The 23450-nt window shown below is 68.8% G+C and carries 21 protein-coding genes and 1 riboswitch; of the genes, 15 read left to right on the forward strand and 6 right to left on the reverse strand.

The window, feature by feature from the left end; translation table 11 throughout:
- The first annotated feature begins 178 nt into the window (after positions 1-178).
- A complete protein-coding gene (locus ACSQ3N_RS23650; RefSeq protein WP_056172643.1) occupies positions 179-1180 on the forward strand; it encodes a Bug family tripartite tricarboxylate transporter substrate binding protein in 1002 nt (333 codons plus the stop codon).
- A gap of 63 nt (positions 1181-1243) precedes the next feature.
- Here the strand turns inward: ACSQ3N_RS23650 and ACSQ3N_RS23655 are convergent, their stop codons facing one another.
- Both ACSQ3N_RS23655 and ACSQ3N_RS23660 read right to left on the reverse strand, forming a co-directional pair.
- Complete coding sequence (locus ACSQ3N_RS23655; protein WP_056172639.1) at positions 1244-3229, reverse strand: MFS transporter; 1986 nt, start codon at positions 3227-3229, stop codon at positions 1244-1246.
- Positions 3226-4176 carry a hypothetical protein gene (locus tag ACSQ3N_RS23660; RefSeq protein ID WP_436147613.1) on the reverse strand — a complete coding sequence of 317 codons (951 nt, stop codon included), beginning with the start codon at positions 4174-4176 and terminating at the stop codon, positions 3226-3228. Before ACSQ3N_RS23660 ends, ACSQ3N_RS23655 begins: the two co-directional genes overlap by 4 nt.
- A 143-nt stretch (positions 4177-4319) precedes the next feature.
- Here ACSQ3N_RS23660 and ACSQ3N_RS23665 point away from each other — a divergent pair, with 143 nt between their 5' ends.
- From ACSQ3N_RS23665 to ACSQ3N_RS23720, 12 genes are all read left to right on the forward strand, one after another.
- Complete coding sequence (locus tag ACSQ3N_RS23665; RefSeq protein ID WP_436147614.1) at positions 4320-5060, forward strand: helix-turn-helix domain-containing protein; 741 nt, start codon at positions 4320-4322, stop codon at positions 5058-5060.
- 496 nt (positions 5061-5556) lie between these two features.
- Positions 5557-6477: a TetR/AcrR family transcriptional regulator gene (locus ACSQ3N_RS23670; protein WP_056172635.1), complete on the forward strand. Its 921-nt coding sequence runs from the start codon at positions 5557-5559 to the stop codon at positions 6475-6477.
- Positions 6474-7049 (forward strand): DUF2867 domain-containing protein, encoded by a 576-nt coding sequence (locus ACSQ3N_RS23675; RefSeq protein ID WP_436147615.1) that lies wholly within the window; start codon positions 6474-6476, stop codon positions 7047-7049. Before ACSQ3N_RS23670 ends, ACSQ3N_RS23675 begins: the two co-directional genes overlap by 4 nt.
- Position 7050: 1 nt before the next feature.
- Positions 7051-8418, forward strand: a complete 1368-nt coding sequence (locus tag ACSQ3N_RS23680; RefSeq protein ID WP_436147616.1) for an ABC1 kinase family protein — start codon at positions 7051-7053, stop codon at positions 8416-8418.
- Complete coding sequence (locus tag ACSQ3N_RS23685) at positions 8396-8854, forward strand: DUF6463 family protein (RefSeq protein WP_436147617.1); 459 nt, start codon at positions 8396-8398, stop codon at positions 8852-8854. The genes ACSQ3N_RS23680 and ACSQ3N_RS23685 overlap by 23 nt, the downstream gene beginning before the upstream one ends.
- Entirely contained in the window at positions 8851-9234 is a 384-nt protein-coding gene (locus ACSQ3N_RS23690) for a hypothetical protein (protein ID WP_056172629.1), read from the forward strand. The genes ACSQ3N_RS23685 and ACSQ3N_RS23690 overlap by 4 nt, the downstream gene beginning before the upstream one ends.
- Before the next feature lie 179 nt (positions 9235-9413).
- Entirely contained in the window at positions 9414-9887 is a 474-nt protein-coding gene (locus tag ACSQ3N_RS23695; protein WP_056172626.1) for a YXWGXW repeat-containing protein, read from the forward strand.
- Positions 9888-10061: 174 nt separating this feature from the next.
- Positions 10062-10517, forward strand: coding sequence for a YXWGXW repeat-containing protein (locus ACSQ3N_RS23700; RefSeq protein ID WP_056172623.1), 456 nt, complete (start codon positions 10062-10064; stop codon positions 10515-10517).
- A gap of 206 nt (positions 10518-10723) precedes the next feature.
- Positions 10724-11731: a Bug family tripartite tricarboxylate transporter substrate binding protein gene (locus tag ACSQ3N_RS23705; protein ID WP_056173027.1), complete on the forward strand. Its 1008-nt coding sequence runs from the start codon at positions 10724-10726 to the stop codon at positions 11729-11731.
- A 51-nt stretch (positions 11732-11782) separates the two neighbouring features.
- A complete protein-coding gene (locus ACSQ3N_RS23710) occupies positions 11783-13318 on the forward strand; it encodes an NAD(P)-binding domain-containing protein (RefSeq protein ID WP_436147618.1) in 1536 nt (511 codons plus the stop codon).
- A 48-nt stretch (positions 13319-13366) separates the two neighbouring features.
- On the forward strand, positions 13367-14569 hold the full coding sequence (locus ACSQ3N_RS23715) for a CMD domain-containing protein (protein WP_436147619.1): 1203 nt from the start codon (positions 13367-13369) through the stop codon (positions 14567-14569).
- Between the two features lie 189 nt (positions 14570-14758).
- Positions 14759-14879: riboswitch (glycine riboswitch) on the forward strand.
- Between the two features lie 93 nt (positions 14880-14972).
- Complete coding sequence (locus tag ACSQ3N_RS23720; protein WP_436147620.1) at positions 14973-16289, forward strand: D-amino acid dehydrogenase; 1317 nt, start codon at positions 14973-14975, stop codon at positions 16287-16289.
- 102 nt (positions 16290-16391) lie between these two features.
- On the opposite strand, the gene ACSQ3N_RS23725 is transcribed toward ACSQ3N_RS23720, so the two are convergent.
- Together ACSQ3N_RS23725 and ACSQ3N_RS23730 are read right to left on the reverse strand one after the other, a co-directional pair.
- A complete protein-coding gene (locus ACSQ3N_RS23725) occupies positions 16392-16808 on the reverse strand; it encodes a c-type cytochrome (RefSeq protein ID WP_082517108.1) in 417 nt (138 codons plus the stop codon).
- Positions 16805-18025: a sulfite oxidase gene (locus ACSQ3N_RS23730; protein WP_436147621.1), complete on the reverse strand. Its 1221-nt coding sequence runs from the start codon at positions 18023-18025 to the stop codon at positions 16805-16807. The genes ACSQ3N_RS23725 and ACSQ3N_RS23730 overlap by 4 nt, the downstream gene beginning before the upstream one ends.
- A gap of 234 nt (positions 18026-18259) precedes the next feature.
- Between ACSQ3N_RS23730 and ACSQ3N_RS23735 the strand changes: the two genes are divergently transcribed.
- Positions 18260-19438: a rhodanese-like domain-containing protein gene (locus tag ACSQ3N_RS23735; protein WP_436147622.1), complete on the forward strand. Its 1179-nt coding sequence runs from the start codon at positions 18260-18262 to the stop codon at positions 19436-19438.
- 183 nt (positions 19439-19621) lie between these two features.
- Entirely contained in the window at positions 19622-20944 is a 1323-nt protein-coding gene (locus ACSQ3N_RS23740) for a hemolysin family protein (RefSeq protein WP_056172606.1), read from the forward strand.
- Positions 20945-21030: 86 nt separating this feature from the next.
- Here the strand turns inward: ACSQ3N_RS23740 and ACSQ3N_RS23745 are convergent, their stop codons facing one another.
- Positions 21031-22371, reverse strand: coding sequence for an FIST signal transduction protein (locus ACSQ3N_RS23745; RefSeq protein WP_436147623.1), 1341 nt, complete (start codon positions 22369-22371; stop codon positions 21031-21033).
- A gap of 65 nt (positions 22372-22436) precedes the next feature.
- On the reverse strand, positions 22437-23324 hold the full coding sequence (locus tag ACSQ3N_RS23750; RefSeq protein WP_436147624.1) for a PhaM family polyhydroxyalkanoate granule multifunctional regulatory protein: 888 nt from the start codon (positions 23322-23324) through the stop codon (positions 22437-22439).
- Between the last annotated feature and the right edge of the window lie 126 nt (positions 23325-23450).

The raw sequence follows: 23450 nt of genomic DNA on the forward strand, positions 1-23450 counted from the left end.
GCCGGGTCCCACCGCCATGGCACCGGGCCTTCCTGGGTCCATGGCGGCTGATCGAACTTCCGTGGTAGCGACAGGCCCTGGCGGGCCGCCAGAGCGAAACGAAGACTGGCGCATCCTGGACCCTGTCCGCAGGTAGCAATGGCTGAACACAACCAGCCCTCATCCGAAGGATCGCCGAATGAACCGCTTGCCTCTGACGCGACGCACTGGCGTCGCCCTGTCCATCGCTGCGATCGCAGCCACCGCAGGCCTGGGTCTATCGCCCCTGGCCCGCGCAGACGGCTACCCCGCCAAACCCGTCCAGCTCATCGTGCCCTTCCCGCCGGGCGGCGCGGTGGACATCGTGGGCCGGCTCATCAGCAAGAAGCTGGGCGAGCGCCTGGGCCAGGCCGTGGTGATCGAAAACAAGGCGGGCGCGGGCACCATCGTGGGCGCATCGTTCGTGGCCAATGCACCGGCGGACGGCTACACCCTGCTGATCAGCTCGGGCTCCACCTTCACCGTCAATCCGGCGCTCAACAACAAGCTGCCCTACGACCCGGTCAAGAGCTTCGAGCACGTGGGCATGGTGGCGCGCGTGCCGCTGATTTTGCTGGCCCACCGCGATGCGCCGGTGAGCAACCTGAAGCAGCTGATCGCCGCGGTGAACCGCGCGCCCGACAAGTTCTCGTACGGCTCGTTCGGCAGCGGCACTACGGGCCACTTCGCGGCCGAGCTGATGTGGTCGGCCACCGGCGTCAAGCTGATGCACGTGCCCTACCGCGGCAGCGCGCCCGCCATGAGCGATTTGATCGGCGGGCAGATTCCGTTCACCATCGACACGGTGGCCGCCGCGCTACCGCAGCTCAAGGGCGGCAAGATCAAGCCCATCGTGGTCACCGGCGCCACGCGGGCCACGCAGCTGCCCGATGTGCCCACGGTGGCCGAAAGCGGCTTTGCGGGCTTTGCCGCGGACTCGTGGCTGGCGGTGGTGGCGCCGCGCGGCCTGCCCGCCGATGCCAAGGCCAAGCTGGGCAAGGCGCTGGCCGAGACCATGGCCGATGCAGAGATCCGCAGCAAGCTCATCGCCAGCGGGCTGGAGCAGGCCTACGCCAGCGGCGACGCGGTGCAGGCCCAGATCGAGGACGAGTTGCCGCGCATGCGCGCGATTGCGCAGCGCGCGAACATCAAGGCGGAGTGAGCGTGACCGCGGCCCGCATGCCCACCGTGGGCGCGGGTGCGGTCCGTTGACGGCAAACCAGGCTCAGAGCAGGCGCGCCACCTGCTCGCGCAGCGTGGCCGGCTGTACGTCGCGCGCAGCGATGGGCGCACCCACATTCAAGCCCACGCGGCTGTAGAACCCGCGGCGGAACGGCCGCACCATGGCGCCGCCTTTTTCGATGCGGCTGAAATACGAGCCCCACAGGTTGGTCAGCGCCATGGGAATCACGGGCGCCTCGACGCCCTCTTCGCGCGCACGCTCGATGATCTTCATGATGCCGCCCTTGAACTCCTGCAGCTGGCCGTCCTTGGTGATGCCGCCCTCCGGGAAGATGGCCAGCAGATCGCCCTCACGCAGCACCTGGGCCGCGCGCTCGAAGGCCGCGTCGTAGGTCGCGGGGTCTTCCTTGTACGGCGCGATCGGGATCGCCTTGGCCAGACGGAACAGCCAGCCCAGTACCGGCACGCGGAAGATGCGGTGGTCCATCACGAAGTAGATGGGGCGCGGGCTGGCGGCCATGAGCAGCACCGCGTCGATGAAGCTCACGTGGTTGCACGCCAGGATGGCCGCGCCGGTGGTGGGCAGGTGCTGGTCGCCGTGCACCTTGAAGCGGTACACGAAGCGCGAGGACACCCAGGCCACGAAGCGCAGCAGGTACTCGGGCACCAGCATGAAGATGTAGAACGCCACCACCGCGTTGGCCAGGCCGGTGAACAAAAAGATCTGCGGCACCGTGAAGCCCGCGCCCAGCAGGGCCCCGGCGATCAGCGAGCTGCCGATCATGAACAGCGCATTCAGGATGTTGTTGGCCGCGATGATCCGCGCCCGGTGCGTGGGCTGGCTGCGCATCTGGATCAGCGCGTACATGGGCACGCTGTACAGGCCGGCGAACAGGCTCAGCAGGGCCAGGTCGATCATCACGCGCCAGTGCTGGCTTTGCGACAAGAACGTGGCCAGGCCCATGATCTCGGACGCAGGCAGGCTGCGCGACGCGAAGTACAGGTCGATGGAGAACACGCTCATGCCGATGGCCCCAAGCGGCACCAGGCCGATCTCGACATGGCGGCGCGAGAGCACCTCGCACAGCAGCGAGCCGATGCCGATGCCGATGGAGAACACCACCAAGAGCAGCGATGCCACCTGCTCGTTGCCGTGCAGCACCTCCTTGGCCAAGCTTGGAAACTGGCTCAGAAACACCGCACCGAAGAACCACATCCAGCTGATGCCCAAGAGCGAGCGGAACACCACGACGTTCTGCCGCGCCAGCTGCAGGTTGCGCCAGGTTTCGGTGAAAGGGTTCCAGTTGATGGTGAGGCCCGGGTCGGTGGCCGGCACCGACGGGATGAACTGCGCCACCACCCGCCCCACCAGCGCCAGCGCCACACAGGCGATGGCCACCGTCGTGTGGCCGATGCCGGGCAGCGCCACCAGCAGGCCGCCCGCCACGTTGCCCAGCAAGATGGCCACGAAGGTGCCCATCTCGACCATGCCGTTGCCGCCGGTGAGCTCGCGCTCGCTCAGCACCTGGGGCATGTAGGCGAACTTGACCGGCCCGAACAGCGTGGAGTGCACGCCCATCAGGAAGGTGCACAGCAGCAGGATGGGCACGTTGCCCGCAACGAACCCGGCGGCCGCCACCAGCATGATGGCGATTTCCAGGTTCTTCACGAAGCGGATCATCTTCGTCTTGTCGTACTTGTCGGTCAGCTGGCCCGATGTGGCCGAGAACAGCAGGAACGGCAGGATGAACAGCGCGCCGATCACCAGCCCCGCCATCGCGGGCGGCAGCCAGCCCACGCTGAGCTGGTAGGTCACCATCACGGTGAAGGCGAACTTGAAGAGGTTGTCGTTGGCCGCGCCGGAGAACTGCGTCCAGAAGAACGGGGCGAAGCGCCGCTGGCGCAGCAGCGCGAACTGGTTCGGGTCCTCATGACCCTGTGGCCCATGTTGCCCGTTATGCCCGTGGGCGGGGTGGCCTGCGGCCTGCGCAGGGGGCACGCTCGATGCGGTGGACTCGGCGGGGGTCATGCGTTTCTCCTCGTAGCCGATGGGTCGGCGGTGGCAGCTGCTCCTGTCGCGGCGACAGGGGCAGTGGCCGTGTTCTGGCAGGTACCGGCGCGCACAGTGCGCGCGACACCCACGGTGTGGGCGCCATTCTGCCCGGTGCGGATGATGAACATGGTGCCGGTCGTTGCTTTGTGGCGCAAAGCCTCCACCGCCATCAGCACCGGCCAGGCTGCACCCGCAGCCAGCACGTGCTTGAGGCTGTGGCCCGACACCCATTGCGCCGTGGCGTCGAACACCGCGTGGTCGGCCGCTTCAAAGAGCTTGGCCAGCCCATACATCGCGATCACCGCCCCCAGGTGCACCGGCAGCGTGCCCGCGCGCCGGGGCAGCAGGGCCAGCACCAGCACGACCAGCATGCCGCCCAACTGCACCACCGCCCAGGGCAGCAGGTTGGCGGTGTGCCACCACCACAGCACGGCGGCAGGGCCCGCCAGCAGCACCGCGCCCATCGCGGCCCAGCCAGCGCGGCTGCTCACCCGGCCCGCTGCGGCCAGGCCCAGCAGGCCCGCGAAGGGCAGCACCATGCCCAGCCGGTCCCACAGCAGGCCCGCATCGTTGGGCAGCAGGTGGTACAGCGTGGAGCCGATGGCCGTGAACACCAGGCCGGCGAAGAAGAGGTGTGCGCCAGCGCGGGAGGCACCGTCGATGGCGCGCCGCTCCACACCGCGCAGCCACCACAGGCCCCACACGCCCGCGGCGGCGAACGGCAGGTTGCTCAGCACATCGAGCGCGCAAGGGATGCCCCACAGCAGGCGCTGGTCGGCAAAGTCGTGCTGGTGCACGCTGGCGGGCAGCACCGGGCCGAACAGCGCCAGCGCCGCCAGCAGCATGGCAAGCCCTAGCAGGGCCGCTTCGGTGCGCGACAGGCCGGGCCTGCGCGCGGGGGATGACAGGTAGGAGGGGGACATGCGGGACCGTCTTTCAGGGGTTGGGTGAACGAGATGGAGCGCAGTGTCGGGAGCCCTGCCCCGCCACCCACCCAAAAGTCGCGCAAGGCGCCACCCCGACCACTCTGGGTATTGATAATCGATACCCAGGAGGACACTGACCCATGAGCACTACCGCCGATCTCGTCACCGCGCTGAAGAAAGAACTCAAAAGCGCCCAGATGACTTACGCCGACCTGGCCGTGGCGCTGGGCATGGCCGAATCCAGCGTCAAGCGCATGCTGGCCAAGGGCGACATGCCCCTGTCGCGCATCGACGCCATCTGCCGCGCGCTGGCGCTGGACTTTGCCGACCTGGCGCGCCGCGTGGCCGAGAGCCAGCCCCTGCTCAAGGAACTGACGCAGGAGCAGGAGCGCGCTGTGGTCGCGGACAAGAAGCTGCTGCTGATGGCCATTTGCGTGCTGAGCCAGTGGACGCTGGAGCAGGTGACCACCACCTACCGCCTGTCCGAGGCCGAAGGCATCAAGTACCTGGCGCAGCTCGACCGCATCGGCATCATCGAGCTGCGGCCGCTGAACCGCTACCGCCTCAAGCTCGCCAAGACCTTCCGCTGGCGGCCCCACGGCCCGGTGATGAACTACTTTCGGGAGCACGCGCTGCTCGACTACTTTGCGGGCGGCTTCGACGGATCGGGCGAAGGCGTGCTGCTGGTGCACGGCACCATCAGCCGGGGCCTGGCCCCCGCCTTCATGGAACGCATGCAGCGCGTGGCGCAGGACTTTGCGCAGCAGCACCTGGCCGACCAGAAGCTGCCGCCGCGCGAGCTGGAGGGCTACACGCTGCTGCTGGCGATGCGCAGCTGGGAGTTCGAGGCGTTCACTGGAATGCGCAGATTGCCCCTATGAAGAGTTGCCCCCCTGAGCCGCTGCGCGCCTTCCCCCCGAGGGGGATGCACCCGGTGGCCCGGCAGAGCCGTTTCCACGGGAAGGATTGGTAGTCCCCCTGAGCGGCTGCGCCGCGCCCCACAGGGGGACGCGCCCGGTGGCCCGGCAGAGCCGGTTCCACGGGAAGGATTGGTAGTCCCCCTGAGCGGCTGCGCCGCTTCCCCCGCAGGGGGACGCACCCGGTGGCCCGGCAGAGCCGGTTCCACGGGTGCATTGGCGTGGGGGCGCGCCGGTTTATGGGGGTAGTGAGCGTCGCACGGCGGGGACCACAGGTCAGACACTACGTTTGCTATATTTTTAATAGCTTCTTGCGCTTTACCAGTCGGCGGTAGAGGGCAAAACGATGCTCAAAACGCTGGTTCTGACAGCACTGGATGCCCATTTCGGGCGCTGTTGACTCTTTAATGTGAATCCACTATTCTTTAAATCGTCAATTCGACGAATTTAAAGATAGCAAATGAAAACCACCCGCCAGCAGCAAGACGCCACCCGCCGCCAGATCGTGGCCAGCGCGGTGGACCTGATGACCCGCCAGGGGTTCGACGGCACGACGATGAAGGACATCGCCCGCGCTGCCGGCATTGGCGACGCCACGATCTACAAGTACTTCCCCACCAAGGACCGCATTGCGCTGGGGTACCTGGACGAGGTGGTGCATGCGTCGCTGGCCGACACGCTGCAAGCGCCCGGGTTCGCGAGCTACAGCCTGCAGGAAAAGCTGCAGCGCCTGACGGACGCGGTGCTGGAGCGCCTGCTGGCCGACCGCGAGTTCGTGGCCGAGATGCACAAGGTGGCCCGGCGCTCGCCGCTGGCGCTGATGGCCGAGCCCCTGCCGGCGCGTGCCGCGCTGCGCGATGCGGTGGCGAGCTTTCTGGAGGCCGCGGAGGCCAGCGGCGAGATCGAGCCCTGCGACTTCAAGGGCCTGGCGGGTGGGCTGTACACCGACTACCTGGGCGGTGTGGTGGCCTACTGGCTGGCCGACGAGTCCGACGGCTTTGCCGACACCACGCAGCTGGTGGACCTGTCGCTGGGGGTGCTGGTGCTGACGCTGCGCACAGGGCTGGTGGGCCGGGCGCTGCAGCTGGGCGGCTTTGTGCTGCGCAGCCAGATGGCGCGCTTCATGCAGCGCGGCAGCGGGCTGGTGGGCGTGCTGCGCGCGGCGCAGCAGACGCTGGACGACATGGGCACCGTGCCCGTGCGCCGCGCAGCTGCCACGGCGCCCGCAGCGCCGCCTCCACCCGAGACGGCTGCCGAGCCGAAGCCCCGCAAGGCGCGCACCAAGGCCGGTGGCCCGTCACCCGCGGCAGCCACCCCGGCAGACGTTGCCCCTGCAACCGCCGCCGCCCCAGTCCGCCGCACCCGCAAGGCCGCACCATGAGCACAACCGCCACTCTGCGCACCGTGCACGCGGTGCCCCTGCCCGAAGGCACCGTGATCCACGCCGCCCTGCCCGGCGCGCAGTACGCCGACGCATACCAGACACCCGACCCGCACCCCAACGCCAGCGCGCTGCAGGCATGGCTCGACATGGTGGCGCGCACACCCCACTGGACGCGCGCGCTCATGGCGGTGCGCAACCGGCTGGTGCGGCTGGTGGGCCTCAAAGACGTGGGCCAGCTGCACGATGTGCACGACCAGCGCAGCGGCCCACACGCCGACCCGCGCAACGCCGCCAGCTACCGCCAGGGCGACCGCGTGGGCATCTTCATCCTGCGCCACCTGGGCGAGCGCGAGGTGGTGATGGGCCAGGACGACAAGCACCTCGATGTGCAGGTGTCGCTGTGCAAGCGGCTCGTGGCCGGGCAGCCCATGCTGGTGCTCAGCACCGTGGTGCACATCCACAACACGCTGGGCCATGCCTACATGGCGGTCATCACGCCGTTCCACTGCGCCATCGTGCGGAGCATGCTGCGTCGCGTGGCGGCCGTACCCACACGCACCGGGCACTGACATGGCCCGCAACACCCCGCCCCGCACCAGCCGCCTGGCGCGCGGCGCCATCACCAGCGTGGCCGCGGCGCGCATCGGCCTGGCACGCATCGGGCACAGCGTGCGCGCGCCGTCCGAGCAGGCGCAGGCCGACCATGAAGCGGCGCTGGGCCGCATCCTGTTCGGCGCGCTGGGCCAGCTGCGCGGCACCGCCCTCAAGGTGTCGCAGATGCTCAGCATGCACCCCAGCCTGCTGCCCGAGGGCGTGCGCCGCGAGCTGGCGCGCGGCCAGCACCAGGCGCTGCCGCTGAACCGCGCGCTGGTGGGCCGCGTGTTCCGCCAGGCGTTCGGGCAAGAGCCCGAGGCGCTGTTCGACCACTTCGAGCCCACGGCGTTTGCCGCGGCCAGCCTGGGCCAGGTGCACCACGCCCAGTTGGCGGGCCACGGGGCGGTGGCGGTGAAGGTGCAGTACCCGGGCATCGCCGCCACCATCGCCAGCGACATGCAGCTGATGCGCACCGCGCTCAGGGCGCTGGCGCACACCGACATGCCCCTGCCCGCCGCAGGCATCGTGGACGGCGTGATGGACGAGATCGAGGCCACACTGCTGCGCGAGGTGGACTATCTGCAAGAGGCCGAAGAGCTGGCCTGGTTTGCCCAGCACGCTGCCTGGCCTGGCGTGGTGATGGCGCTGCCCATCGCGTCGCACACGCGCGCCCAGGTGCTCACGCAGCAGCACCTGCCCGGCCTGCACCTCGATGCCTGGCTGGCCACCGGCCCCACGCAGGCGCAGCGCAACCAGGCCGGGCAGCGGCTGTGGGACTGGTACCTGCACTGCATCTTTGCGCTGGGACGCGTGCACGCCGACCCGCACCCGGGCAACTTTCTCTTCATGCCGGTGGGCGATGGCGACTGCCACCTGGGCGTGCTGGACTTCGGCTGCACGCGCGCGCTGTCACCCGCATTTCGCGCCGGCGTGCAACAGGCCTGGTCGGCGCTGCTGCAGCCTGCCAGCGCCGCGCGGGACCTGCAGGTGCTGCAGGCCTACCAGTCGCTGGGGTTGGTCGGCAGTGGCCTGAGTGCACAGGAGTTCAGCGCCACCATGCCGCTGCTGGCAGGGATGCAGGACTGGCAGCTGGAGCCCTTCACTGCCGAGGTCTTCGACTTCCGCCACAAGCAGCCGCCGCCGATGCCCACCGCCGAACAGCAGCGCGTGCTCGGCCGCCACATGGCGGGCGTGCCGCCCGAGATGCCGTCGTTCGAGCGCCTGTGGATGGGGCTGATGCACCTGCTCACGCGCCTGGGCGCGCAGGTGCGCACCACCAACCCCTGGGTCCACAGCCTTCCCCTCACTACAGGCCACGCACATGTCACCACCACTCGCCGCTGACGGCCCCGTGCAACCCTCGCTGCGCCACCGCTGGAAGGGCCCATGGCTGCTGGCCGTGGCGGCCCTGCACATGGGCTATGCGTTCGTGGTGTTCACCGAGCCCCTGCGCGAAATCCTGCGGCGCGGCGTTTTCGCCAGCGTCCGGAACGACCCGCTGCTGGGCGCCGTGGTGTGGTTCGTCCTGTTCGGCGTTCTGTTTGCGCTGCTGGCCTGGGTCGTGCTGCAGCTCGAACGCCATGGCGGAGCAGCGGCCGCCGCCACGCAGCGCCCGCTGGGCTTTGGTTTGTTGGCGCTGGCATTGCTGGGCATCGTGCTGATGCCGCCGTCCGGCTTCTGGCTGGTGCTGCCGCCTGCGCTGGCGCTGTGCGCAGCGCAGCCTCCGCCGCCAACGCCGTCCACCGTTTTCACGCCGGACTCACGAAAGACCGCTTCATGAACATCCTCTTCATTGTGGCGGCCGGGGTGCTGGCCGTGGTGGCCCTGGCGCACTCGGTGCTGGGCGAGATCATGGTGTTTCGCAGCCTGCGAACGCGGGGCGTGGTGCCCACTGCGGGCCGCCCCGTGCTGCGCGAGCCTCAGGTGCGCATTCTCTGGGGCACGTGGCATCTGGCCACGGTGCTGGGCCTGGCCTTGAGCGCACTGCTGTGGCGCCTGGGCACCTCGCCCTGGACCGACGCCGCACTGGCCGCGTGGGTGGCCGATGTGGCGGGCGTGGCCACCCTGGCCAGCGGCCTGCTGGTGTTCTACGCCACACGCGGCAGGCACCCCGCGTGGGTGCCGTTGATGGCGGTGGCCGCACTGGTGTGGTGGCGCTAGCGCGCACGGTGGGTGCACTGCACAAACCCGCAGCGTGACGTGGTTCACGCTGCCCGTGCTGCAGCCCGAGACAGGAAACACAACTTCACAAGACTTCGCAAATGGACTACACCGGCTTGACGCAAGTTGAGCACTATGAAGTCCTCGGTTCCGCAAGGAATCATTTTGAGGAGATCGTCATGGCCCGTAATGCACTCGCCGCTGTTTCCATCGCCCTGTTGTCGCTGGGCGCCGCAACGGTAGCGCAAGCACAAAACAGTGCCACTGTTGTCTTTCAATCGGGGCAGCACCAGTACCACTCAGGTGCGCCCGTCGTGGTCCACGGCGCGCCCGTCCTGGTCCAGTACGGCCCCCCACCACCACCCCGCCACGAAGTCGCGCCGCACCCCCGCCGCGGCATGGCATGGGTGCCCGGCCACTGGGAATGGCGTGGCAACCGCCACGTGTGGATGCAGGGCTACTGGGTGAAGGCCCGCCCCGGCTACGCATACCGCGAACCCCGCTGGGAGCAGCACGGTGACCGCTGGGAAATGCGCCGCGGCGGCTGGGACCGCGATGGTGACGGCATCCGCGACCGCCGAGACCGAGACCGCGACGGTGACGGCGTACCGAACCGCCACGACCGCCGCCCCGACAACCCCAACCGCAACTGACCGGTAACCCATCCTCGGTAAATCATCCTGCGTGACGCGACCTGCGCCACCCAGGATGTCCCACCCCGATCCACAGCATTTTTGTGGCCGGTGTGTGCCCCCCACAACGCGGATATCTACAACGCCGCGATGTGCATCACCGGCATGCCACCGTCCACCCACCGGAGAACAACAATGAAACATACCAAGACACTGTCCGCCGCTTCCATCGCCCTCGCATCGCTGATGACGCTGGCCACCGCCCATGCTGCCACCCCTGGCGTGGTGGTGGCGCAGGGCCATTCCGACCGCGGGTACCAGCAAACGCAGACCTACCAGGTCATCCCCGCGCCCCCAGCGCCTCGCCGTGAAGCCGTGCCACGCCCCCGCCGTGGCCAGGTGTGGGAAGAAGGCCATTGGGAGTGGCGTGGCAACCGCTACCAGTGGGTGCGCGGCCATTGGGTGCAAGCCCGCTCTGGCCACCAGTACCGCCAGCCCCAATGGGCCGAACGTGATGGCCGCTGGGAATTCCAGCGCGGTGGCTGGGACCGGGACGGTGATGGCGTGTCCAACCGCAATGACCGGGACCGTGATGGAGACGGCGTCTCCAACCGCCGCGACCAGCAGCCCGACAACCCACGCCGCAATTGATGGACGACGGACCGCTGATCCGCTGATCCACTGACCGGCTGATCGCAGCCCCGCAGCGCGGCGTGCCTGGCACGTCGCGCTGTTGCGTTTTCAACGGCACTGCGCAGCCGCCCGGACTGTGCTGCCATATGCATATACGACGTCGCACATGTTGGATTTCCCACAATAGCGCATCCCTGCTGCACACCCCATTGAAGGATTTCCCCATGCGCGCCCTGCCCTCTCTCCGCTGGATTCCAGCCGTCGCGCTCGCCTGCGCTGCGTTGCTCGCCACCACTGGCGCACACGCCGCCGGCCCCGCCACCTGGCCCCAGCAACCCATCACGCTGATCCTCGGATTCCCGGCCGGGTCGGGCGTGGACGTGATCGCCCGCTCCGTGCAGGAGCCCCTGGCCCAGCGCCTGGGCCAGCCGGTCATCATCGACTACAAGTCCGGCGCGGCCGGCAACATCGCCAGCGAATACGTGGCGCGCGCCAAGCCCGACGGCTACACCTTCGCCTTCGGCACCGCGGCCACGCACGGCAGCAACGCCGCGCTGTACAAGAAGCTGCCGTTCGATGTGGAAGAGGACTTCGTGCCCGTGGCGCCGCTCATCGATGTGTCGAACGTGCTGACCATCAACCCCACCGTCATCGACGTGAAGACGCTCAAGGAGTTCGTGGACCTGGTCAAGGCCAACCCGGGCAAGTACAACTTTGCGTCTACCGGCAACGGCGCGGGCACGCACATGGCGTTTGCCGAGTTCAACGCCCGCTTGGGCCTGAACATGGTGCACGTGCCCTACAAGGGCGGGCCCGAGGCCATCGCGTCGGTGGTGCGGGGCGAGACCTGCTGCATCATGAACCAGGTGCAGACGGTGTTGCCACACTACAAGGCCGACAAGGTGCGCCTGCTGGGCGTGACCACCGCCAAGCCGGTGAACGCCGTGAAGGAAGTGCCGACCATCGCATCGAGCGGCCTGCCGGGCACCAAGGGTTTCGACAGCTCGATCTGGTTCGGCATCTTCGCGCCCAAGGGCACGGACGCGGCCATCGTGAAGAAGCTCAACACCGCCGTGCGCGAAGTGCTGGAGCTGCCGGACGTGCGCGCCCGCTTCGAGGCCAACGGCAACACAGTGCGCATCGAAACACCCGAGCAATTCCGCCAGACGGTGCACACCGACCGCAACAAATGGGCCCAGGTGGTGAAGGACGCGAAAATCAGCATCGACTGAACTGCGGGCTTCGCACTGCGGCACCACCGCCGCGGGCAAGCCTTTGACTCCATGCCACTGAACGAAGAAACCAACCACACCTCCCCAGCCGGCACCGGCCTGGCTGTGCTGGAACAGCGCCTGAAGGACGACCTGTCCATGCTGGGCTGGCCGGCACGCAGCTGGGTGCCGCAGCGCACCTACGCAGGCCATGCCGTGGTCGATGTGCTGATCATCGGCGCGGGCCAGGCGGGCCTGGCGGCAGCGGCCGCGCTGGCGCAGCTGGGCATCCGCGCCGTGCTGCTCGACCGCGCGCCGCGCGACCATGAAGGCCCCTGGGCCACCACCGCGCGCATGGAAACCCTGCGCTCGCCCAAAGAGCTGACGGGCCCTGCGCTGGGCCTGCCCAGCCTGACCTTTCGTGCCTGGTTCGAAGCGCAATGGGGGCGTGCCGCCTGGGCTGCGCTCGACAAGATTCCGCGCCTGCAGTGGATGGACTACCTGCGCTGGTACCGCCGCGTGACCGGGGCCGACGTGCGCAACGAGCATGCTGTCACCGCCCTGCGCCCGCGGGCCGATGCGCTGGTGGAGGTGGACGTGCAAAGCACCGGCGGCCCCCGCACATGGCTCGTGCGCCGCGTGGTGCTGGCCACCGGCCGCGACGGCCTCGGCGGCCCGCAGATCCCGGCCTTCATGCAGGGCGTGGACCGCAGCCGCTGGGCGCATTCGTCGGACGTGCTCGACTACGCCACGCTGCGCGGCCTGCGCGTGGGTGTGGTGGGCGCGGGTTCATCCGCCATGGACAGCGCGGCCACGGCGCTCGAGAGCGGCGCCGCCAGCGTGGACCTGCTGGTACGCCGCGCCGATCTGCCCCGCATCAACAAGTCCAAGGGCTCCGGCGTGCCGGGCCTCACCCACGGCCACTACGACCTGCCCGATGCATGGCGGTGGCGCCTGCGCCACTACATCAACGTGCAGCAGGTGCCGCCGCCGCACGGCAGCACGCTGCGCGTGTCGCGCCACCCCAATGCGCATTTCAACCTGGGCTGCCCGGTGGAGCGTGTGGAGCAGCAGGGCAACACCCTGCGCGTGGCCACGCCCAAGGGCACCTTCGTGCTCGACTTCCTCATCGTCTCCACCGGGTTTGCCATCGACTGGCTGCAAAAGCCCGAGTTCGCGCACATCGCACCGCACGTGCGCGCCTGGAGCCAACGGTATCAGCCTGCACCGGGCGACGAGGACCAGGAGCTGGCCGACTCGCCCGACCTGGGCCCGGTGTTCGAGTTCCAGCCAAAGACCCCCGGCAGCTGCCCGGGCCTGGAACGCATCCACTGCTTTTGCTACCCCGCAGCGCTGTCGCACGGCACGGTGTCGGGCGACATACCGGCCATCAGCGATGGCGCGCGGCGGCTGGCCCAAGGGCTGGCCAGCCTGTTCTACCGCGAAGACGTCGAGCAGCACTTTGCCAACCTGCAGGCCTATGCCGAGCCCGAACTGGTGGGCGACGAATGGACGGCGGCTGATACGGCGCAGCGCGTCGAGCAGCTGCAGACCCAGCCCCACGTCTCGCCGAACGCCCAGCCCCTGCCCCAACCCGACCGCGCCTGACGCGCCCGGCCGCCTGCGCGCGGCCTCCTCTTCTGGATTGCACACCCCATGACCACCATCCCTGACACCACTGCCACCACGTCCAGCGAAGACACCATCGACACCCTGCTCGCCCTCACGCCCGAGCGGCCCGCGTTCGCCACGCGCCACGCGCGCGACAAGGTGGCCGTGGCCACGCAGGGCTGCTACGACGCCCTGTTCAGCGCCGACCTGTCCGGCACGCTGACCCACACCGAGCGCCTGTGGGTGGCCAGCGATATCGCCGAGGCCAGCGGCATGCCCGTGCTGGCAGCGCATTACCGCGACCAGGTGCTCAAAAGCACCGCCCATACCGTGCTCTCGCAGCCGCTGCAGGAATTGCTGCAACACCCCGGCAGCACGCCCACCGATGCGCGCCTGCAGGCGGTGGCCCAGTTCACCCGCACGCTCGCCACCCACCCGGACCGCAGCGACCGCGCCGCCCTGCTGGCCCTGCCCGCCGCCGGCCTGTCGGTGGCGGACACGGTGCTGCTGGCGCAGCTCATCGGTTTCGTGACGTACCAGCTGCGCTTGGTGGCGGGCTTGGCGGCGCTGGACGCGCTGGGTGGCGAAGGCGATGCGCCGCCCGCACCGGACACCGCCGAGGCCGCGCCCTTCGTGCACCCTGCCAACCTGCCCGCCCCCGGCGAACCGCTGCGCCTGAACGGCTACACCAGCGAGACGCTGGGCTGGGCCTCGTGGCTGGAGGTGGTGGACCCCGCCACCGCCACGCCCGAGCAGCAGGCGGTGCTGGACCTGAGCCACCCCAAGGCGCGCAGCTCGGATTTTTACCTGCTGCTGGTGCACCAAGCCCGTGTGCTGTCGGAGCGCTCGCAGGCCTTCAACGCCATCATGTACGCGCCCGGCGGCCTCTCCCGCGCCGAGCGCGAGGTCGCCAGCACGGCGGTGTCTCGCGCCAACGGCTGCGTGTACTGCGCCTCGGTGCACGCCCAGCGCTTCGAGCAGCTGGCGCGGCGCAACGACGTGATGGCGCAGATCTTTGCCGACCCCGACCAGGCGGGCACCAACGCCCGCGAGCGCGCCATCGTGCAGGCCGCGCTGGCGCTGACGCGCAGCCCCGGCAGTTTCAGTGCGCAGCACCTGCAGCCGCTGCGCGCGGCGGGCCTGTCGGACCTGGATATCCTGGACGCGCTGCACGCGAGCGCCCTGTTCGCCTGGGCCAACCGCCTCATGCTCAACCTGGGCGAGGCCGTCTTCCCGCAGGGCGCCTGAACCGCTTCGGGCCGGCTTCAGCGGTCCGTTGCATCAGCAAACGTTGCGGTGCATTAGCGCTCGCGGCCCGGCCATGTGCGCGGGGCCGCCCCTAGAATCCGCCCAGCAGGAGAGCACGGCGGGCACCACCCGCTGCTGCACCGAAGGCGCAAACTCCCATACACGCTCAGGTCCCGTACTGCCCATTCATCAAAGCCGTCTGGAGAGCCGCCCCACCCCTTATCGGCGTGGTGGCGCACCGAAGGAGCAAACCGCACGCCATGTGGGCGCGGCGGTGAATCTCTCAGGTACCAAGGACAGGGGGAGCGGCAGCCTGGCAGACGTGCGCCAGCTGCATTGCTATTGAATTCATAGCTGGTAGCGCACGCCTGGCAGGCGGTAGACCTTCAAAAGGTTCTGAACCATGCGCGTGATCGTTCTTGGCGCCGGCTTGCTCGGCGTGACTTCGGCTTACTTCCTCTCGCAACTCGGCCACGACGTGACCGTCATCGACCGCCAGGGCGCGCCCGGCGCCGAGACCAGCTTTGCCAACGGCGGGCAGATCTCGGTGAGCCACGCCGAGCCCTGGGCCAACCCGAGCGCACCGCTCAAGGTGCTGCAGTGGCTGGGCCAGGAAGACGCGCCGCTGCTGTTCCGCCTGCGCGCCGACATGCGCCAGTGGCTCTGGGGCCTGGCCTTTCTGCGCAACTGCACGCCGGCGCGCACGCGCCACAACATCGAGCAGATCGTGAGCCTGGGCACCTACAGCCGCAGCGTGCTGCAGCAGCTGCGCGCGGCCACCGGACTCCAGTACGACCAGCGCACGCAGGGCATCCTGCACTTCTATACCAATGCCAAGGAGTTCGACGGCGCCCTGGCCCCCGCCGAGCAGATGCGCGCCCTGGGCTGCGAGCGCCAGGTCATCAGCGCCGACGAGGCCGTGCGCATCGAGCCGGCCCTGGCCCATATCCGCCCACAGCTCGCGGGCGCCACCTTCACCGCCGAGGATGAATCGGGCGACGCGAACCAGTTCACGCGCGCGCTGGCCGCCCTCTGCGAGGCGGCGGGCGTGCAGTTCCGGCTGGGCCACCACATCACCGCGCTGCGCGAGGCCGGGGGGCGCATCGACCATGTGGAGGTGACCACGCCCGAAGGCCGCTTCGAGCGCGTGCAGGGCGATGCCTTTGTGCTGGCCATGGGCTCGTTCAGCCCGCTGCTGGCGCAGCCGCTGGGCATCCGCCTGCCGATCTACCCGGCCAAGGGCTATTCGGTGACCATGCCGGTGAAGGATGCGGCCAAGGCCCACCAGGTGAGCCTGACGGACGACGAGTTCAAGCTCGTGTTCTCGCGCTACACCAGCGCGCAGGGCGACCGGCTGCGCATCGCAGGCACGGCGGAATTGAACGGCTACGACCGCCACCTGAACCCAGTGCGCTGCGACGCCATCGTGCGCCGCGTGGAGCAGCTCTTCCCCGGCGCGGGCGACGCCAGCCAGGCGCAGTTCTGGACCGGCCTGCGCCCCGCCACGCCGAGCAACGTACCGCTGATCGGCAAGACGAAACTCGCCAACCTGTTTCTCAACACCGGCCACGGCACGCTGGGCTGGACGCACGCCTGCGGCTCAGGCCAGGCGCTGGCCGACATCGTGAGTGGGCGGGTGCCGCAGGTGGACTTCGACTTTCAAGGCCTGGAGCGCAGCCCGCGCCCTGCGGCGCTGCTGCCGACGCGCACCACGGCCTGAGCACAGAATGACCACGGCGCGCGGCCCGTTGAGGCCGCGCGGCAGTCCTGTACGGCCATGAAAAAGCACTGAGGGCTACAACCGAATGCCGCCGTACCTCGTCTACTTGGCAGCCCCGGTGGCATGCGCCACAAAGCTCGCCACGGCCTTCATGTCCTTCTCGCTCATGCGCTCGGCATACGACGGCATCACGCCGATGCCCGCCTTCAATGCCCGCAGCACGCGCGGCGCATCGGGCTTGAGCTCGTCGAGCACGGGGCCCACCTGGCCTTCGGCACCGGCGGCCTGCAGCGTGTGGCACACGGCGCAGGCGGGCTGGATCTTGGTGAACAGCTCTTTGCCGCGCGCCAGCTCGGCGGCATCGGCGGCCCAGCTGGTGCCTGTCGACAGCAACAGCAATGCCAATGCGAGGTCGCGCCCCAAAGCCAGTGCCGCCGTGGATCTGGCTGCGCCAGTCCACCGGTGGCGTCTCCCTCCAGGGGGGAAGGCGCGCAGCGCCTCAGGGGGGAGCTTTTTCATGCTGCCGTGATCGTCACGGCGTGGTCGCGCCAGCTGGCGTTGTTGTAGCCGCCGACGTTCTCGTCACGCTGCTCACCCTGCACCGTGCCTGCCATGTCGGTGGCGCGGCTGGCCAGTACATGGGTGCCCGCGCCCAGTTGCACGGGCAGCACGAACTGGCGCCAGGCGAACTTGCCCAGGTCGGGGCCGATGAGGCGTGCGGCCTGCCAGGTCTTGCCGCCGTCCACCGACACCTCCACGCCCTTGACGGCCTGCGTGCCGCCAAAGGCCACGCCGTGCACCTGCACCAGGCCGGCCTTGAGCGTGCCCTTCTCGGGCAGCGGGCCGTTGATCCAGGACTTCACACCCATCTCCCACACCGAGGGCTGGTCGGGCGCGGCCTTGGTGCCGGGGGGCGACATGCGGTAGCCGTGCGACATGATGCGTGCCTGCGACTGCGCGCTGGTGAACGCCACGCGCTTGACGTACTTGATGTTGTTCACGCCCTGGTAGCCCGGCACCACCAGCCGCAGCGGGCCGCCGTGGGCCAGCGAGATGGGCTCGCCATTCATCTCCCAGGCCAGCAGTGCATCGTCGGTGGCCTTGACGGGCACCGAGCGCTCCACCAGCACGGACAGCGGGTCCACGCCCTCAGGCAGCTTCTCGCCGCCCGTGCCGGTCAGGTACACCGCGCCATCGGCCAGCCCGCCCAGGGCCGCCACCACATTGCGCAGCGGCACGCCGCTCCACACCACGCAGCCCGCCGCGCCCACGGCCCAGGGCGTGCCGCTGGGCTTGCTGGGGAAGAAGCCGCGCCCGTTGCCCGAACACTGCAGCACGGTGGCGACGGTTTCCACACCCAAAGTCTTGAGCTCGGCCAGCGTGAGGCTGCGCGGGTTCTTCACGCCCTCGATGGCCACGGTCCACGCGTCGCGGTCGTTCAGGATGGCTGCGTCGGGCGCCGGCAGGTTGTTGCGCACGTACAGCTGGTTCGATGGCGTGATGACGCTGGTGCCGAACGCGGAGCGCTTGGTCTCCAGCGTGCTGCTGCTGTGCACGATGAGCGCGTCGGAGGTCTTCCACCCCGCGTATGCAGGCAGCGGCTTGGCGGCGGCAGCAGTTGCTGCTGCGGCCTGGGCTGCAGCGCGGCCGCTGAAGCCGGCCAGGCCGATGGCGCTCAATGCGGCGGCGCTTCCGGCCAGCAGGTGTCGGCGCGGAAGAGTCATCGATTCTTTCATGGGTCAATCTCCGGAAAGTTGTAAACCAATCAACACAAACAGCTACATGCCTGGCGCGGTGCATCAAGCTCCCGGCGCTCTGCTCAGCAATAGTTGCCGCATTCTGTGCGCCACACACCCACCTCAGACGCCTTCATCATTGTCAAAAGATGTAATAGTAATAAGCATATGGAAACATTCGTGCATCCGTAAAGGGTCTGCGGCATATTCGGCTGAACACAGAAGGGGGCCGGCATGAACCGCTACAGGACTTGCATCGACATCGGAATGAGGCTGGGGGTGGCGCTGCTGGCTGGCGCGGCATTTCATGCGCAGGCGCAGCTCACGGCGCTGGTCGCGGTGGAGCCCACCGCTAAGAAGGCGGCGCACTCCATTCTGCGCAGCGCGGCCGAAACCGGGCTGGCCAAGGCCGCCGGCCAGGCCGTCACGGTGACCACCAGCGAAGACCTGTCCGACGTGATGCGCGCCACGCGCAGTGCAGGCTTCGACATCTTCATCGGGCCGCCCCAGGTGGCTGCGTCGGCCCTGCAGCGCGGCTACGAGTTGGTGGGCGCCACGCAAAAATCCGACAAGTACCTGCTGGTGGGCGTGCAGCAGGTCGACGCCGTGGCGGCCATGAAGGGCCGCCGCCTGTACCTGCCGCAGCAGGACTCGGTCTACACCTACATGGCGCGCGGCATGCTCAACGAGGCGGGCTTGTCGTTCCAGGACCTGCGCAGCGTGCAGTACGAAAAGTTTCCCCAGGCAGGCCTGACCGCGCTGACCCTGGGCTCGGCCGAGGCCACCGTGGTGCGCGAGGACGAATGGGCCGAATGGTCTGCAGCCCACCCCAAGACCGCCCGCGTGCTGGCCACGTCGCAGCCGGTGCCCGGCGGCTTCTCGGTGGTGGTCAAGAAGGACCTGCCCGCCGACACGCGCAACAAGCTGGCGCAGTGGTTCGGCACATCGTCCGCCAACGTGGGCCTGCCCGCCGTGGCGGTGCGGCCTGAAAACACCGAGTACAAGCGCCTCGCCGAGCTGGGCCTGTTCACGCCCAGCAGCCTGCCGGGCGTGAACCGGGTGAGCGCCAAGGAGGCGCGCGACCTGCTGGCGCGCGGCGCCACGCTGGTCGATACCCGCACCGAAAAGGAATACAAGGCCAAGCGCATCCGCGGCGCGGTGTTTGCAGCCTATGTGGAAAAGAGCCTCAAGGACGTGGCCTTCAACGCCGCGCAGGACGACTTTGCTGCCCTGGACAAGGTGCCGCAGCTGGACAAGGGCAAGCCGGTGATCTTTGCCTGCAACGGCGCCGAGTGCTGGAAGTCGTACAAGGCCGCCAAGGTGGCGGCGGGCAAGGGCTTCACCTCGGTGTACTGGCTGCGCGGCGGCCTGCCCGAATGGGATGAAAACGGGCTGCCCACCGAGGGCGGCTAGCCCCGGAGCAGCGCCCGAAACCGCCTGCTGCGGGCCGCTGCACAGGCATCTGCACAAGCACCTGCAGGCCACGCGACGGGCCAATGCCCCACGGTCCTGCCCCACCATCTCCGGGGTGTCACCGGTTGTGTCCCTACAATCGTCAGCTTCTCAACACCCAAGGGCGCGCAAGGCGCCCTTTGTATGGAAATAGCAATACTGTTCGCCCTCATCTGTCTTAACGGCCTGTTTGCCATGTCGGAGATCGCCCTGGTCACCGCACGCAAGGCCCGGCTGCAAAAGCTGATAGACGAGGGCGATAGCGGCGCCGCCGCTGCCGTGAAGCTGGGCGAAGACCCTACGCGTTTTCTCTCCACCATCCAGATCGGCATCACGTCCATCGGCGTGCTCAACGGTATCGTGGGCGAGGCCGCGCTGGCCGCACCACTGGCGTCGTGGCTGTACTCGCTGGGCATGCCCCAGCCCTACGGCAACTATGCCGCCACCGGCTTGGTGGTGGTGCTGATCACGTACTTCTCGATCGTGGTGGGTGAACTGGTGCCCAAGCGCATCGGCCAGTCGTACCCCGAGACCTTTGCCCGCCTGGTGGCGCGGCCCATCAACTTTCTGGCGCTGGCGACCAAGCCGTTCGTGCTGCTGCTGTCCACGTCCACGCGCACCCTGCTGCGTTTGCTCGGCGTGAAGGAAACCAGCGGCAGCCCCGTGACCGAAGAAGAGATCCACGCCATGCTGGTGGAGGGCACGACGGCCGGCGTGATCGAGTCGCACGAGCACACCATGGTGCGCAACGTGTTCCGGCTGGACGACCGCCAGATCGGCTCGCTGATGCTGCCGCGCGGTGACGTGGTGTGCCTGGACATCGAAGCGACGTTCGAGGAGAACCTGGCGCGCATCGAAGAATCGGACCACGCGCGCTTCCCCGTGGTGCGTGGCGGCATGGACAACATCGTGGGCGTGATCAACGCGCGCCAGTGGCTGTCGCGTGCGCTGCGCGACCGCCAGCAGGGCCTGGCCGACCAGCCGCTGCAGACGGCGCTGTATGTGCCCGAGACCATCACCGGCATGGAGCTGCTGGACAACTTCCGGCTGCAGGACGTGCACATGGCGTTCGTGATCGATGAGTACGGCGAGGTGCAGGGCATCGTCACGCTGCAGGACCTGATCGAAGCCATCACCGGCGAGTTCCAGCCGCGCGACCCTGAAACATCCTGGGCGCTGCAGCGCGACGACGGCAGCTGGCTGCTGGACGGCCACATCCCCGTGCCCGAGCTGAAGGACCGCCTGAACCTGGACACCGTGCCCGAAGAAGAGCGCGGCCGCTACCACACGCTGAGCGGCATGATCATGCTGCTGACGGGCCGCCTGCCCAAGGTGACCGACACGGTGAAGTGGGAGAACTGGAAGCTCGAAGTGGTGGACATGGACGGCAAGACCATCGACAAGATCCTGGCCACCAAGCTCACCGACGAAGAGCGGGACGAGCCTGAAGGGCTGCCCGCAGGTTGATGCTCACTGAGGCGCACCCATGACGAAGGCGACCCGCGGGTCGCCTTTTTCTTTGGCTTTGAGCAGCCTGGGCTCGGCGTCGGGGCCTAGTCCCCCACGAACACCGTCAGCACGCCGGTGTAGCCGTACAGGTGGTGGTGCGCGATCTCGCCTCCGGCAAAAAAGCCCACCAGCGGCACGTCGCCCAGGGCATGGCGCACGATTTGCAGCTCGGCGCTGGGCCCGCCGAAATGCGGCCCCCCGCGGCCGGAGCAGCTCACGTAGATCGCGCCGCAGATGCGCTGCCCGGCCTTGGGCGATGCGCCCTGGCCTGGCCCCGTGCTGGTGGCCAGCGACGCAGGCAGGGTGTCGCTGTCGGCGTCCGACACCAGGTGCATCGGCTCCAGTTCTTCAGGCTCGAGCTCTTCGCGGATCTCGGCGCAGATGCGCATGAGGTCGGCGCGGGCCGCGGCCACATTGCGCTGGCAGAACGCCAGGTGCATGCCTGCCTCCACGCGGTCGGCCAAGGCCACGCCCCGGCGCGAGCCGTCGAGCCCCACGATATGGCGCACGCGCGTGTCGGTGCCGAAGTGGCCGGTGCGGCGCTGGCCCTGGGGCTGCTCGCCCGCATTGACCAGCCCGGCCAGCGTGGCGCGCACCTTGCGCAGCGCGGGCTGCGGGTCGCCATCGAGCGACACGTCCAGTGTGTCCAGCAGCACGTCGAGCGCGGGCTCGCCGTCGAGCTCCAGCACCACGTTCTCCTGTGCGGCGGTGACCGCGCGCAGCGCGCCCACCGGCTGGCAACCTTGGGTGACGCGCGACACCAGTGCCACGCCAGAGCCGAACGCCACGCCCGACAAGCCGCCGTCGAACACGCCGGTGGCCGCGCCCTGCCCCGCCAGGTTGCCGTTGCCGCCGACCGCGAACTGCACGCTGGCGCTGCGGCTGGCCGTGAGCCCGCCGAAGAGGTAGCCGGTGTCCGTGCGCTCGGCCATCTCGAGGATCAGCTCGGGCAGCTCGGGCGTGTGGCCATCGGCATGGACCAGCGCAGTGTGCGCGGTGAAGCCGCCGCCCCCGTGCGCAGGGTGCGCCGGATGCGCTGGATGCGTGGGCAAAGGTGCCACGCCCGAGAACACGCGGTACTGGTCGGCCGGCACGTCCAGCAGCAGGACCGACAGCGCGGGCTCGTCGAAGTATTCGGCGTTGTTGGCCGACACGCCCACGCCCACCGTGCCGCTCCAGTCGGTGACCTCGGGCAGTTCGCCGCTCAGGTAGTCGAGCAGCGCCTGCGCTTCATCGGCGTAGTGGTCGGTGATGTACAGCAGGCCCAGCGTGGGCGCCGCGGCGTAGCCGGGCAGCGCCATCTGGGCGCGCAGCTGGGCCAGCACCAGTGCGGCGGCCATGCGCCACTGCGGGTGTGTGGCATGGCCGGAGGGGAATAGTTTCATCATGGTCTCTCTGGGGGCGGGCCAGCCGGCCAACAGGCTTGTTGCACCCGCCGCGCCCGGCCCCGTCAGCCCGCGCGCTTGCGCGGCGAGGCGCTGGTGCGGGAGGTGGATTTCTTGGCTGCGGGCTTGGCGGCGGCCTTGCGGGGCGCGGACTTCTTGGCGGCAGCCGGCGCGGCTTTCTTGGTGGCGCTGGAGGCGGAGGCGCGTTTGCCAGTGCCCTGGACGGTCTGCAGGCCCTTGGCGGCGAACTGGCTGGCCATGCCCGACGCTGTCTTGAATGCTTCTTTGGCCAAGCCTGTGGCCATGTTCTTGGTGGTGTCGATGGCCGTCTGCTTGGCGGCGTCCTTCATCGCGTTGGTGGCGATCTGCTGGAACTGGCTGGTGAGCGCGCCCCACCATTGCATCGGGTCGACCACGTTGGGCTCGGCGGCACTCGCTGCCTTGGCTTTGCCTGCCTTGTCCGCCTTCGACTTGGGGGCCGCTGCGGGGGCGTCGTCTTCCTCTTCGGCTTCTTCCGCCTCATCCGCCTGCGCGTCGGCAGCACGGCTCGCCACGCGGGCTGCGGCACCTGCCACGGCGTCGGCAGCGCCGCTCACGGTGCCAGCGGCCTTCTGCACACCGCTCATCACGGTGTCGGCGGTCTTGAGCTTGAAGGCGTTGGCCACGTCGCCCATGCTGAAGTTCATGCCCTTGAGCGTGGCCAGGGTCATCTTTTGCACTTCCAGCGCCTGGATGGTGGCGGCCAGGGCGCGCGAGTTCTGCTCCAGCCAGAACTGCACCGCCTTGAGTTCATCGATGCGCTTTTCCAGCTCTTCCACGCTGATGGTGGGCGCCACCCAGTTGGAGAGGTTGGGCAGCTGGGGAATGCTGCTCGATGCGCCCTTGGCCAGGCTTTGCAGAAAGTCGAATCCGGGGACGAGTTTGCCGAAACCGAAGTTGGATGTGTCGCTCATGGCCGCTCCGCAAGAGGTGGGGACTGGGTGATTCTGTGGTGGGAGCACAGCTTACTCCAATGCCTGCCCTGCGGGCGTACGGTCTTTTCCGGGGTGCGCGCCGGGCTATCGGGCCGCGGCGCACCT

Origin of the sequence: Acidovorax sp. LjRoot194, from assembly GCF_964253015.1 — a bacterium.
Taxonomy (GTDB): domain Bacteria; phylum Pseudomonadota; class Gammaproteobacteria; order Burkholderiales; family Burkholderiaceae_C; genus Acidovorax.

Coding starts and splice junctions, on each gene's coding strand:
- ACSQ3N_RS23650 (WP_056172643.1), top strand. CDS start 179: ATGAACCGCTTGCCTCTGACGCGACGCACTGGCGTCGCCCTGTCCATC.
- ACSQ3N_RS23655 (WP_056172639.1), bottom strand. CDS start 3,229: ATGACCCCCGCCGAGTCCACCGCATCGAGCGTGCCCCCTGCGCAGGCC.
- ACSQ3N_RS23660 (WP_436147613.1), bottom strand. CDS start 4,176: ATGTCCCCCTCCTACCTGTCATCCCCCGCGCGCAGGCCCGGCCTGTCG.
- ACSQ3N_RS23665 (WP_436147614.1), top strand. CDS start 4,320: ATGAGCACTACCGCCGATCTCGTCACCGCGCTGAAGAAAGAACTCAAA.
- ACSQ3N_RS23670 (WP_056172635.1), top strand. CDS start 5,557: ATGAAAACCACCCGCCAGCAGCAAGACGCCACCCGCCGCCAGATCGTG.
- ACSQ3N_RS23675 (WP_436147615.1), top strand. CDS start 6,474: ATGAGCACAACCGCCACTCTGCGCACCGTGCACGCGGTGCCCCTGCCC.
- ACSQ3N_RS23680 (WP_436147616.1), top strand. CDS start 7,051: ATGGCCCGCAACACCCCGCCCCGCACCAGCCGCCTGGCGCGCGGCGCC.
- ACSQ3N_RS23685 (WP_436147617.1), top strand. CDS start 8,396: ATGTCACCACCACTCGCCGCTGACGGCCCCGTGCAACCCTCGCTGCGC.
- ACSQ3N_RS23690 (WP_056172629.1), top strand. CDS start 8,851: ATGAACATCCTCTTCATTGTGGCGGCCGGGGTGCTGGCCGTGGTGGCC.
- ACSQ3N_RS23695 (WP_056172626.1), top strand. CDS start 9,414: ATGGCCCGTAATGCACTCGCCGCTGTTTCCATCGCCCTGTTGTCGCTG.
- ACSQ3N_RS23700 (WP_056172623.1), top strand. CDS start 10,062: ATGAAACATACCAAGACACTGTCCGCCGCTTCCATCGCCCTCGCATCG.
- ACSQ3N_RS23705 (WP_056173027.1), top strand. CDS start 10,724: ATGCGCGCCCTGCCCTCTCTCCGCTGGATTCCAGCCGTCGCGCTCGCC.
- ACSQ3N_RS23710 (WP_436147618.1), top strand. CDS start 11,783: ATGCCACTGAACGAAGAAACCAACCACACCTCCCCAGCCGGCACCGGC.
- ACSQ3N_RS23715 (WP_436147619.1), top strand. CDS start 13,367: ATGACCACCATCCCTGACACCACTGCCACCACGTCCAGCGAAGACACC.
- ACSQ3N_RS23720 (WP_436147620.1), top strand. CDS start 14,973: ATGCGCGTGATCGTTCTTGGCGCCGGCTTGCTCGGCGTGACTTCGGCT.
- ACSQ3N_RS23725 (WP_082517108.1), bottom strand. CDS start 16,808: ATGAAAAAGCTCCCCCCTGAGGCGCTGCGCGCCTTCCCCCCTGGAGGG.
- ACSQ3N_RS23730 (WP_436147621.1), bottom strand. CDS start 18,025: ATGAAAGAATCGATGACTCTTCCGCGCCGACACCTGCTGGCCGGAAGC.
- ACSQ3N_RS23735 (WP_436147622.1), top strand. CDS start 18,260: ATGAACCGCTACAGGACTTGCATCGACATCGGAATGAGGCTGGGGGTG.
- ACSQ3N_RS23740 (WP_056172606.1), top strand. CDS start 19,622: ATGGAAATAGCAATACTGTTCGCCCTCATCTGTCTTAACGGCCTGTTT.
- ACSQ3N_RS23745 (WP_436147623.1), bottom strand. CDS start 22,371: ATGAAACTATTCCCCTCCGGCCATGCCACACACCCGCAGTGGCGCATG.
- ACSQ3N_RS23750 (WP_436147624.1), bottom strand. CDS start 23,324: ATGAGCGACACATCCAACTTCGGTTTCGGCAAACTCGTCCCCGGATTC.